This window comes from Carboxylicivirga linearis (genome assembly GCF_018271995.1).
Lineage (GTDB): Bacteria > Bacteroidota > Bacteroidia > Bacteroidales > Marinilabiliaceae > Carboxylicivirga > Carboxylicivirga linearis.
Genome location: NZ_JAGUCO010000021.1, coordinates 26072 through 42671, shown reverse-complemented (window position 1 = coordinate 42671; position 16600 = coordinate 26072). Strand labels below are relative to the sequence as shown.

Sequence of the window (16600 nt, the reverse complement as noted above, 5' to 3'; positions counted from 1 at the left end):
AAGCCCTACTTCACTCATTACTATTGAATAGATAATTTCAATTACCTTTGCACAAAATTTTACGAAGTGGAGCTAAGCCGAATACTATCATATTACCAAAGCGATGAAAGAATTAATCAGGTTAATTCACACATCGAAAAAGATGAAAAATCGATTTACCTGAATGGTTTAGTGGGGAGTGCTAAATCTGTATTAATGGCTACCCTTATAAACGATGGGCCGCACCTGGTGATAATGAACGATCGTGAAGAAGCAGCATACGTTTACAACGACTTGGTTCAACTTAGTTCTCAAAAAAATGTTTCTTTCCTACCTTCGTCATTTAAGCGATCGCCTGAATATGGACAGAAAGATTCTCAGAATGTATTACTCCGTACAGAAGCATTAAGCCATATTCATTCCGATGAGAATAAGCTGTTTCTGCTCACCTACCCAGAAGCTTTAATCGAAAAAGTAATTTCGGCCGACGAACTGGATAATAATCGTCTTGTCATTAAAAAAGGCGACCAGTTAGATATATCATTTATTACCGAAGTACTTACCGAATGTCATTTTCAGCGGGTTGACTTTGTTTTCGAACCCGGCCAGTATTCAGTTAGAGGAAGTATTATCGATGTCTACTCCTTTTCCGATGAAGATCCATATCGTATTGATTTTTGGGGTGATGAAGTGGATAGCATTCGTAAATTTAACCTAGAGAATCAACTATCAAAAGAAAAAATCGATAAGGTGGTAGTGGTACCTAACCTAACCGAGAATCAAAGCAATCAATCCTTAACTGCCTTATCTGATTACTTACCAACCAGCACAAAAATCTGGATGGAAGATCCTCAGTTTATTCAAGACAGATTAAATGCATTAGCTGTAAAAATACAAGAAATTACTCCTCTGGAGGATGAGGAAGAAGAAAATGAAACTCAATACTTAACTGAGAGTCAAGTTTGCAATTATGACGAATTCAAAAAAGGATTGAGCAATAAAACAGTGCTGGTTTTTGGCAGCAAAAATATTTTGAAAAGCTCATCAGTGGTGAATTTTGATATGTCACCACAACCTGTATTTCATAAAAACTTCGATTTGCTGGAAACGGATTTGCAAGAGAAAAGAAAGAACGACTTTGAGAACCACATTCTTTCAGACAATCCCAAACAGTTTGAACGCCTGCAAGCCATCTTTCATGACAGGGGAATAAAGGTAAAGTATGCCGAAATTGACCATAGCTTACATGAAGGATTTATTGATAATGATGCCCTGCTGGCTTTTTACACCGATCACCAGATATTTGAACGATACCATAAATTCTCATTACGAACCGAAAAAGCCAAAGCTGCGCAACAAGCAATTTCACTGAAAGAAATAAACCGCTTGAATCCGGGCGATAACGTTGTTCATATCGATCATGGTGTAGGTCGTTTTGGAGGCTTGGTCACTACACAGGTAAACGGGAAACCACAGGAAGCCATTCGACTAATCTATCGTGATAACGATGTACTGCTGGTGAATATCCATTCGTTACATCGCATCAGCAAATTCAAAGGCAAAGATGGGACACCTCCCAAAATCAACAAACTGGGTACACCAGCCTGGCAGAAGTTGAAGGATAAGACCAAAAAGAAAGTAAAAGACATTGCTCGAGAGCTAATTGCCTTATATGCAAAACGGAAAGCCAATCCGGGTTTTGCTTTTGCCCCTGACACGTATCTTCAAACAGAGTTGGAAGCTTCCTTTATTTACGAAGACACTCCCGATCAAAATAAATCAACCCTTTCCATCAAAGAAGATATGGAATCATCCACCCCCATGGATCGCCTGGTTTGTGGCGATGTTGGTTTTGGAAAAACGGAGTTGGCCATCAGAGCAGCGTTTAAAGCCGTAACTGACAATAAACAAGTGGCTGTATTAGTTCCAACCACTATATTGGCTTTACAACATTTTCAGACCTTTAAGGATCGGCTAAAAGATTTTCCGGTATCGGTTGATTATATCAGTAGATTGAGAAAACCCAAAGATATTCGTGAAGCAATAAAAAATCTAAAAGAAGGAAAGCTTGATATACTAATTGGCACACATCGACTGATAGGCAAAGATGTTGAGTTTAAAGATTTAGGTCTTTTAATTATTGATGAAGAGCAACGCTTTGGCGTATCGGTAAAGGAGAAATTAAAGCAGTTGAAAGTAAACGTTGATACACTAACTTTAACTGCAACTCCCATACCACGAACCCTGCAATTTTCGTTGATGGGTGCGCGTGATTTATCCATTTTAAATACAGCACCACCCAACCGACATCCAATTATTACTGAATTGCACGTGTTGAATGAAGAGATAATCAAAGAAGCTATTCTTTACGAAGTTGAACGGAATGGTCAGATTTTCTTTATTCATAATCGGGTTCAGAATATTTTGGAGGTTCAGGAGATGGTTAACCGAATACTTCCTGATATTAAAACAGTGGTGGCTCATGGCCAGATGGATGGACCAACACTTGAAAAAATTATGCTTGACTTTATTGCAGGCGAATATGATGTTTTGATTGCCACTACCATTATCGAATCAGGATTGGATATTCCTAATGCCAACACCATTATTATTAACAATGCCCATAACTTTGGACTAAGCGAACTGCACCAACTTCGTGGTCGTGTGGGACGGTCGAATAAAAAAGCTTTTTGCTACCTATTGGCTCAACCCTTATCAACTTTGACTCAGGAAGCGCGCAGAAGATTAAAAATCATTGAAGAATTTTCTGACCTGGGCAGCGGATTTAACATTGCTATGCAGGACCTGGACATAAGAGGTGCCGGCGACTTATTAGGAGGAGAACAGAGTGGATTTATCTCTGACATTGGATACGAAACCTATCAACGTATTTTAAATGAAGCATTGCTTGAATTGAAGGAAACAGAATACAAAGAACTTTATAAGGAAGAGCAGGAGAAAGACATTGAAAATGCTGAATATGTAAAAGATTGTGTTGTGGAAACAGACAGCGAACTCCGACTTCCTGAATCATATATTGAGAACATTGCAGAACGAATGCAATTATATCGTGACCTGGATAACATTGAGGAAGAAGAAGAATTGAAGATTTTTGAAAACAATCTAATTGATCGCTTTGGACCAATACCTGAATCAGGTCAACGATTATTTGAGATTGTTCGCATAAGAAGAATGGCCAAAAAACTGGGAATTGAAAAGATCATCCTCAAAAACAACCTCCTATATCTATATTTTGTATCCAACCAGGAATCTATCTTCTTTCAATCGCCAATATTTAGCAAGATACTAATGTGGCTACAGAATAATCCTAAAAAAGCCACTATGAAAGAAGGTAAAACTAAACTTTACCTGATGATGAAAAATATTAACTCAATTGAGGAAGCCAAAGACATTATCACCGAAATGAATCAAGCCATTTAGCTTTATTTTCCCGGATAAAAGAAGATTTCGAGCACCTCTCCTGAAACATCCTTTATTATATGACTCTTGAATAAAGTGGGTGTTTTGTCTTTTGCTATTAACTTATATACCAATGTAGATTCATCTTCAATTTTTTCGAAGTAATCTTTTCGCTCATCCACTTTTTGGTCATTTAATTCCAATCCATTAAAAAGAAGGCTATTGCTTATCTCCTTTATTTGCAGGTGCTGATCTGTAACAAAATATGGCAGTCCAAAAGAATCTATCATGGTTTTATAAGCCAAAGATGTTTTATTACTGTATTCCATATCCGAAGCTTCAACCATTGTAACCTGCAACGATTTCTTTTTATTAAAGACAATGGCCGACCCTGATATTTTTGAATAAAAAACCTGTCCATGAACATCCTGCATCGCCAGTAATTTATTCTGAAAGCCTATTCCTTTATTTTTGAAATCATCCAATAATGCGGTAACCAATTCAGTGTATTCAGGCTCCACAAAATTAATATATGGTAGTGTAATAACATCTTCCATATAATGCGTCTTGAACAAGTCAAGCGCTAAATGATTAAGATATTGAATTCTTCCTTCTTGCAAAATCATCAACGGCATTGGAGCATCGCTAATAAACTGACGATATCCTCGCTCTCGCTCCCGTTGCTCCTGATCAACCCTATGCTTATAAAATGCCAGATCAATGCTTATACCCAGCTCCTTTTTATTTACTGGCTTAACCAAGTAACCATATGAATTGGAAACGATAGCTCTTTTAATTACTTGACTGCTGGTATCAGATGAAACATAAATAACAGGTATATCCAACTCTCTACGCAATTGTTCCGATGTTTGTATACCGTCTAACTCTCCGTCGAGGTGAATATCCATCAATACAACATCAGGCCGAAGACGATGACACAAATCCAAAGCTTCAGCTCCGGTAGAACATCGTCCAACCAATTCATGGCCAAGTTCACGCAGAAACATAGTAAATATGGCTGCTATAAACTTATCGTCCTCTACAACAACTACTTTTCTCATACTTAAAATTGTTTCACCAGGTTTGGGTTAAGCAGAATTATTATTCTTATCTTTGTGGCCTTATATCAACCAATTAACAAACTAACAACAGTCAATTTAGTGTGAATTTAGTTATTGACAGAGGAAATACCCATCTTAAATATGGTATTTTTGACAAGCGGAAGTTAGTAGCTTCTGATTCAATCAATTTTCTTGATAAAAGTGATATTAAAAAACTGGTTGATAAATACCACTTAACTAATGTAATTCTTTCTTCAGTAGTAGCGAAAAAAAACGATGAATTAGTATCCAATCTGAAAGAGGAAATTCCAACTTTTATTGAATTATCGCATAATACACTTCTTCCTTTTTCGTGGAATTACAAATCTAAAGAAACTATTGGTAAAGATCGACTGGCTGCAATTGCAGGTGCTCTTGAACTATATCCTGATACCAATTTATTAGTATTTGATGCCGGAACAGCTTTAACTTATGAACTCATAAATGATAAAAGTGAATTTGTAGGTGGAAATATCTCACCAGGTTTACAAATGCGATTTAAAGCTTTAAATTCTTTTACCAGCCGATTGCCCTTATTAACTCCTAATACAGATGCTCCTTTTTTAGGCAACTCCACACAAGAAGCTATTGAAGCGGGAGTTCAAAATAGTATGTGTTTTGAGATAGAGGGGTTGATTGAACATTTTAAAAGCAATTATAACGAACTGACCTGTATTATTACGGGAGGGGATGCAGAATTTTTTGCAAGGAAATTAAAAAATCCCATCTTTGTAGCTCCTAATTTGGTGCTTATTGGACTTAATAGAATTCTAGAACATAATGTATAACAAATATAAAAGCGGTTTAACCTTAGTATTCATTGTTTTACTGTCGTTTTCAGCCTATGCGCAGAAACGAACTTATTCACCTTACTCAAGATACGGTATTGGTGAATTACAGGATGGTGGATTTGGACGTAACGCAGCAATGGGTCGAACCGGAATTGCACTTCAAAACTCATACAACCTAAACAACATTAACCCTGCCTCCTACAAAGGTTTAGATACATTATCATTCTATTTTGAAGGTGGTTTGATGAATTATCAGCAAAAGTTAACCTCAAATGAGTCAACGTCTGATTTTTCAGACATGCATTTTGATTATTTTGCCATTGGATTTCCTGTATCAAAATGGGGATTTATGTCAGTAGGTCTTCAACCGGCCTCTGCTGTTGGTTATGATTTTTATGATGAGAATACAGGTTCTGATATTCCAGGAGATCATTCCTTAACTTCAGCAATGGGTAGTGGCAATACAACAAAAACCTATGTTGGTCTGTCAATAAGTCCTATAAAAAACCTATCGGTAGGTGCACATGCAACCTATTTATTTGGAAAAACAAAAAATTCAAATGTTGCCCGCTTTCAGAATGATGCATTCGCCTCATATCTTGGAAGTCAGGAAACATTTCGTATTAATGATGTTTATTTTGATTTTGGTATTCAATACAAAATTGATATCAACGAGCGTAACAGCATTATGTTGGGTGGTGTATACAGTCCTAAAACAGGAATAAATGCTAAAGTCACAAAATTGGTTGCTCGAGGAAATACATTGGATTCAGACGGAATGATGGTAATAGCTGTTGACACCTTACAATTCTCAGAAAATGAACTTAACAAAAGTGCATTTGAAATGCCAGAAAAGATAGGTGTTGGATTGGCATACAATTTAAAAGAAGCATTAACCTTAACGGCAGAATACACTCTTGAAAAATGGAGTGAATCTAAATTTCCTGATGACTTAACAGAAACTGCCGATATGCAAAGATGGGCTTTTGGTGGTGAAGTTATTCCTAACGAACGCAGTGCCAGCTCTTATTTAGCGCGTATCAGATATCGCTTCGGAACCTATTACAAAAAAGACTATTTAATATTAAACGAACACCAATTAACTGACTTTGGCATAAGTTTTGGTGTAGGTTTACCATTGAAAAGAACAAAAACGTCATTCAATTTAGCTTTTGAATGGGGACAAAGAGGAACAACAGATTATAATCTAGTTAAAGAGAACTATGCTAAATTAACCATGAACCTTACTCTTCACGAGTTTTGGTTTATGAAACGTAAATTTGATTAATTAAAGATAAACCGCAATACCATGCCAATGAAAATTACTACATTATTAATTACAGCATTGCTATTAAGCACTGCAACATTTGCACAAAAGGGAGTTGAAGATGGGTCCAAATTTGGACACGGAGAAGATAGCATTAGATGCATGGAAAACCTTTCGTTGTATTCTGAATACTATAAGCAAAAAAACTTCAAGGAAGCTTTTCCATATTGGGAAATAGCATTTAATGAATGCCCAGTTTCAACAAGCCGTCTTTATTCTGATGGAGAAAAAATGGTTCAAACCATGTTGAAGAAGGAAAAAGATGCTACTAAAAAAGAAGAACTTTATCAACTATTGATGAAAGTTTATGATCAAAGAATTCAATACTTTGGAGATCATAGCAGGTATCCAACTTCGTACATCAACGGTAAGAAAGCAGTTGCAATGCTTACTTTCAAAAGAGACGATTCAGAGGTTGTAAAAGAAGCTCAGGCTTTATTAAAGTCTTCTGTTGCTGAACGCAAAACAAAAACACAAGCTGCCGTACTTTTATCTTATATGGTTAGTACTATTAACACTTACAAGCTTGGCGCTACTTCTGGTGAAGAATTAGTTAATACTTACCTTGAAGTATCTAACATTTTGGAAAAACAACAAGATGCTACTTCAAAACAAGCTATTAAAGACAAACTTGGAGAGTTAAAAAATCAGGTTGAAGGATTATTTGCTCAGAGTGGAGCAGCTGATTGCGAAACACTAGCCAGCATTTTTGGCCCTCAGTTACCAGATCATACTGAAGACCTGGACTGGTTAAAAAGAGTGAATCGTTTATTAGCGAGAGGTGACTGTACGGAATCTGACTTATTCTACAAGTCATCTGAACACTTGCACAATATCGAGCCATCTTCATCATCGGCCTTCGGTTTAATGCAAATGTACCTTAAAACAAACGATTTAGAGAAAGCCATCCAGTACGGTAAAGAAGCTGTTGAATTGGAAGAAGATACTAATACAAAAGCTAAGTATCACAATTACTTATCTATTATTTATCTTTCACAAAAACAATTTGCCGCTGTTCGTGCTGAAGCCAATAAAGCTATTGCCCTTCGTCCAGACTGGGGAGAGCCTTATATGATGATTGGTAAAGCTTATGCTGCTGCTGCTAACAACTTCGGTTCTGATGAATTTGAACACAAAACTGCTTATTGGGCAGCTGTTGATCAATTTATTAAAGCAAAATCAGTTGATGCTGAATCTGCAGCCAAAGCTAATGATCTAATTGTAATGTATTCACAATACTTCCCAGGTAACGAAGAAATTTTCTTCCGCAACCTGAAAGAAGGTGAAGCTTATAAGTTAGGTGGTTGGATAAACGCTCAAACTACAGTAAGAGCTAAAAAATAAAAATTTGATACCTTTTATAAAAAATAGTATTCAAAACATATATTCAGCAAGCAGTATTGTACTGCTTGCTGTTTGTGTTTTTATGTACTCATGTACAGCTAACAAACCCGAAGAGATACATGAAATTAGTAACAGAGAAGAACTGCCAACTCTGATGTATCGCAATTTAGAATCAGTCATAACGGATTCGGGACGAGTTGAAAGGCGACTTCTTACTCCTGAGCTGAAACATTTCACTTACCCAAAAGAAGAAGCTCGTATGGAGTTTCCAGAGGGATTAAATTTTATAACCTATAAGCCTAACGGAGTGGTTAGGGGACAAATAAAATGTAAGCACGCGATCTATCACGAAAAAGAGGATCTTTGGGAACTTAATAATGATGTTGAAGCAGTAAGCGAGAAGAATGAAATTCTAAATACCGAACAATTATTTTGGGATATGAAGAAAGAAATCATCTACTCCGATAAATTCGTAAAAATCACAAGTGAAGATGATGTCATTATGGGAGTTGGCTTTGACTCTGATCAAAACATGGACAATTGGGAAATACGAGATGTTAGTGGCGAAATGGAATTTGAGGATGATGGTTCCAATTAATTTTTTCTATCTTTCATACTGAAAAGTCGCATTGCTTAAATGAATAGCTACACTATTATTTTACTAACCTTAGTATTTTCAGCCTTTTTTTCGGGTTGCGAAATGGCTTTTTTCAGCTCCAACAAACTACTTTTGGAGCTTAACAAAAAAAAGTATCCTTTTCCTGCCCGTATCATTGATCGCTTTGTTCAAAATCCAGGTGTATTTCTTTCAACTATCTTAGTAGGTAACAATGTAGCTTTGGTTATTTATGGTTTACAGATGGCTGATTTATTAGAGCCATTTATAAAACTACATATTACCGATTCCGACAGTGGCATCTTACTTCTTCAAACATCGCTGTCAACATTAATAATTTTAATAACGGCTGAATTTCTGCCTAAGACATTATTCAGGATACATCCAACCATGTTACTGAATATTTTTGCAATACCACTACTTTTCTTCTACGTAATTCTATATCCCATAAGTAGATTTACTATGTGGCTTTCCGATATAGTTATTAAGGTTATTCTTCGCTCAAAAAATGCTCAGCCAAAGCCTCAATGGATGTTGGGTAAAGTTGATTTAGATAACTTATTAACTGAGCACAATGAAAAGATTGATAAAAAAGATGATTCATCACATGAAATAAAGCTCCTGAAAAATGCCTTAGATTTTTCAAAGTTAAAGATTCGTGACTGTACTGTTCCTCGCACCGATCTTCAAGCTATTGAAGTACAAGAAGAGATGGAACCTTTAAGAGCTAAATTTATTGAAACAGGCTTATCTAAAATATTAGTTTATAAAGACAGTATAGACAACATCATTGGCTACGTGCATGTTTCATCACTTTTTAAGAAACCAAAGAAACTCAGAAACTGCGTAAGCCCTATTTCCATCGTTCCGGAAACCATGACAGCAAACAAGGTTTTGGAATTATTTACAAAAGAACATAAAAGTATTGCTTTAGTGGTTGATGAATTTGGAGGTACTGCAGGAGTGGTAACCTTAGAAGATATTCTGGAAGAAATATTTGGTGAAATTGACGATGAGCATGATATTTCTGAATTTATAGAACAGCAAATCAACTCCAACGAATATGTATTCTCGGCTCGATTAGAGATTGATTACCTTAACGAGAAATACGATATTAACCTACCAACCTCGGATGAATACGAAACCATTGCCGGATTAATTTTAACGCATAATAAGTCAATACCCGAGGTAAATGACGTCATTACCATTGGTAGTTTTACCTTTCAAATAATGGAAGCAACCAACGCTCGTATTGAATTAGTAAAGGTTTTGATTTCTTCGCAATAAAGTGTTTACAACTTTATTAGCATAAACAACCATACTCGGAATGCATAATACCATGTTTTTTGTATATTCGTAACCTATTTTGAAAAAAGACAATAATTATAAGTAATAAGGAATGGCAACATTAGAGAAAATTAGGAGCAAAGCCGGTTTAGTGATCGTTGTGATCGGAGTCGGTATGGCTGCCTTTTTGTTGGGAGACTTAATGAACTCAGGAGGTTCAATGTTTAGAAGTAGCAAAATGGAAATTGCGGAAATAAACGGAACCACCGTATCATTACCTGAATATCAGGCTTATTTAACTGAATTAGAAGATTACTATAAACTGAATTCACGTTCTTCTGCAATGGATGAGAATACTTCTTACCAGATCAGAGAACAAGCATGGAATCAGATGGTACAAGACGTTATTATGAATGAAAAGTATGAAGATCTTGGCATTCACGTAACATCTGATGAAATCTTTGACATGGCAACAGGAAAAAATGTACATCCTCAAATTCGCCAAATGTTTACTAACCCTCAAACAGGAATGTTTGATAAGCAGCAGGTAATTAATTTCTTAAGACAAAAAGACGCAGATCCAAGTGCACAATTCTTTTGGATGTTTCTGGAGAAACAAATCAAGAATGAGCGTTTGATGAAAAAATACAGCGACCTGATTTCAAAAGGTATGTATGTAACAACTGCACAAGCAAAAGCTGAAGCCGAAGCTAAAAAAGCTGTTGTTGATTTCGATTTTATTGTAAAGCGTTACGCTACCATTCCTGACTCAACCATCACTGTTTCTGACAGCGAAATTAAGGATTACTACAATTCAAATATTGAAAACTACAAGCAAGATGCTACTCGTGAGGTAGAATATGTTTCATTTGAAGTAAAGCCTTCTGACGAAGATAAAGAAGCAACCTTAGAGTGGATTAAAAATGCTAAAGCAGAGTTTTCAAATCCAGAAACTGATGCGGTACAATACGTTAAAATGAACTCTGAAACAGAGCATGTAGAGCGTAACTGGAAAATTGAGCAACTTAGTTCTAAACTACAGGATTTTGTTAGTGGTGCTCAAGTTGGAGAAGTGTACGGTCCTTATCAGGAAGGTGAAACTTATAAGTTAACTCGTTTAGTTGACGTTAAGCAAATTCCTGACTCAGTTAAAGCTCGTCATATTTTATTGAAAGACCCTACTGTAGCTGACAGTTTATTTAACCTTGTAAAAGGTGGTGCTAATTTTGCTGAAATAGCTCGTGCTAATTCTGAAGATCCGGGTTCTGCTATCAACGGTGGAGACTTAGGTTGGTTTAACGAAGGAACAATGGTTAAACCTTTTAACGATGCTTGTTTCAACGGTAAAAAAGGTGATATTGTAAAAGTTCAGTCTCAATTTGGTACACACATTATCAATATACAGGATAAAGGAAAACCAGTTACAAAATACAATATTGCTACTTTGGATCGTAAAGTTGCTTATAGCTCAAAAACAAACCAACAAGTTTACGCACAAGCGGCTAAGTTTGCTTCTCAAAACAAAACTTACGAAAAGTTCAACGAAAGCATTCAAAGTGAGAATTTAATAAAACGTTACGGACGTAATATTCGTAAAACAGACCGCAATGTTTCTAACATGGATGGCTCAAGAGAAATGATCCGCTGGGCTTTCGAAGCTGATATCCATGACATGTCTGACATTTTTGAATTTGGAGATGAATATGTGATTGGTTTCTTAACAGGAATTAAAGAAGAAGGATATCAAACATTGGCTTCTGTTAAGTCTTCTATCGAGCGTCAGTTACGAAACAAGAAAAAAGCTGATATGATCATTGCTGATTTAAAGAGCAAGAAACAAGGAAATGATTTGAATGCTCTTGCTTCTGCAACCAATACTGAAGTTCAGTCGGCAAGCGACATCACATTCGCTTCATACCAGGTTCCTGGAGCAGGTGTTGAACCAGCATTAGTTGCTGTTGCTACTACCACCAAAGAAGGTGAAGTAAGCACTCCTGTTGCTGGAAATAACGGTGTTTTTGTTGTGAAAGTAACAACAGTTACTACTGAAGAAACCAATGTTGAGGCTGCTAAATCTCAATTGGCACAAACCAGTTCTTATAAAGCATATCAAGCATATCAGGTTATAAGAGAGAATGCAAGCATTGATGATAATAGAATTAAATTTTACTAGAATTAATCAATCCTATATATTAAAAGCAGAGTTTACAGCTCTGCTTTTTTTGTATCCGCACCAAAACTTACAGAGACCACCTTTTTACTTTATGTAACTAGTTTTATAAGCTATATAGATATCTTCAATGCCGATAAAACCATCTCTAAACACCATAGAGATACTTTTATAACTTATGTAACTACCTTTAAAGCCGACACAAATACCTTTAAAGCTTATAAAACTATCTCTAGACATTATAGAGATACCTTTATGACTTATGTAACTACCTTTATAAACTATACAGATACCTTTATGGCCCATATAACCACCTCTTAACATTATAGAGATACCTCTACACCATATGTAACCAGCTCTATAAACCATAAAGGAATAATTAAGCCATATTGGTATTTTTTTCACAAAAAAAAACCGGATTCGATGCAGAACCCGGCTCTTACTATAATATAAACTGATACTATCCTAACAGCTCTTTAACTACTGCAGAAATATCTTTTCCATCCGCTTTACCAGCTAATTCTTTAGATGCAACACCCATTACTTTTCCCATTTCTTTCATCGAGGTAGCACCTGTTTTTTCAATAATTGCCTTCACAGCTGCAGTTAGCTCGTCTTTACTCATTTGAGCTGGTAAATAACCCGAAATAGCTACCACTTCTTCCAATTCTTTTTCAGCTAAATCCTCACGATTTTGTTCTTTATATAATGCTGCTGCATCCTTACGCTGCTTCACCATTTTTTGAATAATTTTTACAATGGCTGTATCATCCAGTTCACCACCTCCACCTTTAGCCGTTTTAGCTTCCAGAACTTCTTTTTTCACACCACGTAAAGCTTCGAGACGCACACGGTCTTTTGCCTTCATGGCTTCTTTAATATCATTGTTAAGTGTTACTTCTAAACTCATTTTCTTATTATTTAATCAACATTATCATGTAAATATGGATTATCGCGACTAATGCGCGGTCCGTTCTTTGAATCATCTGATAAAGAGAATCGACTCACCTGCGATTGTTGCTTCACTTCAGGCTTAGGATTACCTTCGCCCATCTGCTTGCGTTTATAGGCAGGAACATTTTCTAATTGCTCTATCATACGCTCATCTTCCATCTCCTCCTGAGTAAGCTGAATTCTTCGATAGCCATAGGCATTATTTTGCTCTATAGAGCCAGCACTTTCAAAGGTATCATCCAACTGAAACTTCTCAACCTCGGGTGATTTATTAGCTTGCGGAACAATAGGCTTATAATACTTTTCTATTCGTTGTTGCTTTTGCTTTTCGATTAACTCAAAATCAATCACCCTTTCACTCTCTTCATCATCCAATTCAAAAGCAGTCGGTTCTTCTTTTTGACTATCAATAATATCACCATTTTCGTCCAGTGAAAAACGAGTAACGGCTTCTTCTTTCTTTTTTTCCTGATGCTCAATCAGCTGTCCGGACACAAAACCGGTAGCTATAATGGTTACACAAACCTGTCCTTCCATTGTATCATCATTACCTGTACCCCAAATGATAGAAGCACTTTCGCCCACCACATCTTGCACATAATCGGTAATCTCACCTACCTCATCCATGGTAACTTCATCGCTACCCGACGTAATATTAAGCAGTATATTTTTCGCTCCTCTAATATCATTATTATTCAATAAAGGAGACTCCAACGAAGCCTGTATGGCATCTATAGCACGTGTTGCTCCCTCAGCATAAGCCGATCCCATAATAGCCACACCACTATTTTTCATTACTGTTTCAACATCGGCAAAGTCGACGTTTATATAGCCATGAACCGTAATTATTTCAGCAATACCTTTAGCTGCTGTAGCCAAAACATCATCGGCCTTTGAGAAAGCATTCGACAATTTTAAATCGCCAAACATCTCCCGCAACCTTTCATTATTGATGATTAACAACGAATCAACATTCTTTTCCATTTCGGCAATGCCATCCAATGCCTGATTGATTCGTAATTTTCCTTCAAAGCGAAACGGAATGGTAACAATACCCACAGTTAAAATGCCTAATTCCTTAGCTTTTTGGGCTATAATAGGTGCTGCTCCGGTACCTGTTCCTCCACCCATACCGGCAGTAACAAATACCATTTTTGTATTATTTTCTAATACTGTAACTACATCTTCCAGATTTTCAATGGCGGCCTCACGTCCTTTGTCCGGGCGGTTACCGGCACCACGTCCTTCAGTAAGTGACTCGCCCAACTGAATTTTTACAGGAATAGGACTATTCTCTAATGCCTGAGCATCGGTATTACACACCACAAAACTTACATCTTTGATACCTAAACCATACATGTAGTTGACGGCATTGCTTCCACCTCCTCCAACACCAATTACTTTAATGATTGAGGAATTATCCTGAGGTATATCGAAATTCATCAAATCTTCACTCATTTCCGTCCTTTTTAATCAACTCTACATTTCAACATCTTTCTCATCAAAGATGGTTTCTATCTTTTTCTGCAAACCACTAAACAGGTTTCCGGTCATGTAGCTATTTTTTTCTTTCTTAGGCTTCTCGCGCTTTACATTATTTTTAGCCTGGTTCTTTTCATTCCTAGGTTCTACATCACCAAACAACTCAGGTTCGATAATTTTACGCTTTGGACGCTCCATTGCACTTAAGACCAAACCAATACTGGTAGAAAAGTTAGGCAGATGAGCCATTTCGGGCAAATCACCTTCTACAAAACGATCAGGTAATCCCATTCGTACATCCAGTCCAGTTCGGTACTTCATTAATTGAGGCAAATCTTTTAATAACGATCCTCCGCCAGTAAGCACAATACCAGCTCCCAGCTTATCGTAGCAACCTGAACTTTCTATCTGAAACAGGATGTAATCGATGATTTCTTCCATTCGAGCCTGAATAATGTATGCCAGACTTTTAAATGATATTTCTTTAGGCTCCCAACCAGCAACACCCGGAATGGTTACCACCATATCTTCACGAGCGCTATCGCCAATTGCCGAACCAAATTGTACTTTTAATGATTCTGCCTGTTTGTAAAGTACTGAACAGCCTTCTTTAATATCTGAAGTAACAACATTGCCTCCAAAAGGAATAACTGCTGTATGACGAATTATGCCATCGTAAAACACAGCCACATCAGTTGTACCACCACCAATGTCGACCAGTACCACTCCGGCTTCTTTTTCTTCTTCGGTCAATACACTTTTTGAAGATGCTAGCGGCTCAAGAATCAAGTCGTTAAGTTGCAATGCCACTCTATGTATACACTTCTCAATGTTTTTAACAGATGCAATACGCCCCAGTACGATATGAAAATTACCTTCCAATCGTCGTCCGGACATACCTACCGGGTTCTTTACGCCGGTTTCATTATCCACAATATAATCTTGCGGAATAACATGCATGATTTTTTCGCCTGCATCCACCGGAATTTTATAGTTATCATCAAATAGCTGGTCAACATCGCGCTGGTTAATTTCAAAACCATTCTCGATAAAACGATAGGCGCGGTTTCTCATACTTTTGATGTGTTGACCTGCAATACCTACAAACACTTCGGTAAGGGTAATATCCAGTTTCTGCTCAATTTTAGCTATAACCTTCTTAATGGAAGCTACTGTTTCATCAATATTCAATACAACTCCACGCTTCACACCTATTGATGGCACTTGCTCCATGCCCAACAACCGAAGCTTTCCTTCTTCCGTTTTACGTCCTACAATGGCAACAATCTTTGTGGTACCAATATCGATGGCTGCAATAATGTTAGGTTCTTGATTCATACAACTATGCTTTTGTGCAAACGACTTGTCCTTTATACTTTAAGTTGACTTTTTTATACAAATTCCATTCACGGGCATCCCATCCCGTTTTATATAAAGCTTTCAGGTTTCTGAATTTCTCATTCATTCTATCAATACCTCCGAACTCAATCAAATGATCACCTACCCGAGGTACTAAAACAAATTCTCCTTTTTCATCAACATAAACCTGCTCAATTTGGGCTTTTAAAAATGAATCATTATTGATGGCCTGTGCCAGGCTAACCAAATCATTCATCGATTCTACCCTATTGATATAACCGTTAGCTACCAGGCTATGTGCAGTGTGCTTTTTAAACAAAGGCATCTTTTTACCATTGGTATCAAGGTAATAAGATGAATTACCTTCAAAAACACGCAACATAGGTTCTCGTTGAGATATATCAATATGAAGCGCACCTCCATATGTGAAGTACACTTCGCAATTTTCTATGGCTGGATGTTTTCTGAAGAATATCTCCATATCCTCACAGTTTATCTCATTGATTTTTCGACCTAAGATGCCCGGGTATTTTTCCAGAGCAATATCAGTTATCTCATCTCTGCTGATAAACCGGTTTTGTATGCTATCACAGATAGCCGGAACAATCTCTCCACAAACCCTTTGACTTTTCCCCACAGATACAAATGAAAATATGATAGGGAAATAAATAGCCACTACCACAATCAAAAGTATGTTTTTCCACTTCTTCATATTCTCAAAAAGCCCATTAAACCGTTTAAATATAACTTTTTCAGCATTTTTTATACTCA

12 protein-coding genes are annotated in these 16600 nt (G+C 36.8%); 7 read left to right on the top strand and 5 right to left on the bottom strand.

All coding sequences use genetic code 11. The features are described from left to right. Positions 1-66: 66 nt before the first annotated feature. A complete protein-coding gene (gene mfd, locus KEM10_RS18750; RefSeq protein ID WP_212217963.1) occupies positions 67-3420 on the top strand; it encodes a transcription-repair coupling factor in 3354 nt (1117 codons plus the stop codon). Positions 3421-3422: 2 nt separating this feature from the next. Here mfd and KEM10_RS18745 read toward each other — a convergent pair whose 3' ends face one another. Then, positions 3423-4460: a response regulator gene (locus KEM10_RS18745; protein WP_212217960.1), complete on the bottom strand. Its 1038-nt coding sequence runs from the start codon at positions 4458-4460 to the stop codon at positions 3423-3425. Positions 4461-4561: 101 nt separating this feature from the next. Between KEM10_RS18745 and KEM10_RS18740 the strand changes: the two genes are divergently transcribed. The 6 genes from KEM10_RS18740 to KEM10_RS18715 all read left to right on the top strand — a co-directional run bounded on the left by KEM10_RS18740 (position 4562) and on the right by KEM10_RS18715 (position 12037). Next, entirely contained in the window at positions 4562-5287 is a 726-nt protein-coding gene (locus tag KEM10_RS18740) for a type III pantothenate kinase (protein ID WP_212217958.1), read from the top strand. Next, positions 5280-6578, top strand: coding sequence for a hypothetical protein (locus KEM10_RS18735; protein ID WP_212217955.1), 1299 nt, complete (start codon positions 5280-5282; stop codon positions 6576-6578). The genes KEM10_RS18740 and KEM10_RS18735 overlap by 8 nt, the downstream gene beginning before the upstream one ends. 21 nt (positions 6579-6599) lie before the next feature. Beyond that, positions 6600-7961 (top strand): tetratricopeptide repeat protein, encoded by a 1362-nt coding sequence (locus tag KEM10_RS18730; protein WP_244826020.1) that lies wholly within the window; start codon positions 6600-6602, stop codon positions 7959-7961. Between the two features lie 4 nt (positions 7962-7965). Continuing rightward, positions 7966-8559, top strand: coding sequence for an LPS export ABC transporter periplasmic protein LptC (gene lptC, locus KEM10_RS18725; protein ID WP_212217952.1), 594 nt, complete (start codon positions 7966-7968; stop codon positions 8557-8559). 39 nt (positions 8560-8598) lie between these two features. Next, a complete protein-coding gene (locus KEM10_RS18720; RefSeq protein ID WP_212217950.1) occupies positions 8599-9864 on the top strand; it encodes a hemolysin family protein in 1266 nt (421 codons plus the stop codon). 112 nt (positions 9865-9976) lie between these two features. Then, a complete protein-coding gene (locus KEM10_RS18715; RefSeq protein ID WP_212217947.1) occupies positions 9977-12037 on the top strand; it encodes a peptidylprolyl isomerase in 2061 nt (686 codons plus the stop codon). Between the two features lie 457 nt (positions 12038-12494). On the opposite strand, the gene KEM10_RS18710 is transcribed toward KEM10_RS18715, so the two are convergent. Genes KEM10_RS18710 through KEM10_RS18695 form a run of 4 tightly spaced genes read right to left on the bottom strand, consistent with a single transcriptional unit; the run spans position 12495 to position 16541 of the window. Then, the gene (locus KEM10_RS18710) at positions 12495-12944 is read right to left on the bottom strand and encodes a GatB/YqeY domain-containing protein (RefSeq protein WP_212217944.1); all 450 of its coding nucleotides are present in this window, start codon (positions 12942-12944) and stop codon (positions 12495-12497) included. Between the two features lie 11 nt (positions 12945-12955). Continuing rightward, positions 12956-14446, bottom strand: a complete 1491-nt coding sequence (ftsZ, locus tag KEM10_RS18705) for a cell division protein FtsZ (protein WP_212217941.1) — start codon at positions 14444-14446, stop codon at positions 12956-12958. A 21-nt stretch (positions 14447-14467) separates the two neighbouring features. After that, positions 14468-15808 carry a cell division protein FtsA gene (gene ftsA / locus KEM10_RS18700; protein ID WP_212217938.1) on the bottom strand — a complete coding sequence of 447 codons (1341 nt, stop codon included), beginning with the start codon at positions 15806-15808 and terminating at the stop codon, positions 14468-14470. A 4-nt stretch (positions 15809-15812) separates the two neighbouring features. Beyond that, positions 15813-16541, bottom strand: coding sequence for a cell division protein FtsQ/DivIB (locus tag KEM10_RS18695; protein WP_212217935.1), 729 nt, complete (start codon positions 16539-16541; stop codon positions 15813-15815). Between the last annotated feature and the right edge of the window lie 59 nt (positions 16542-16600).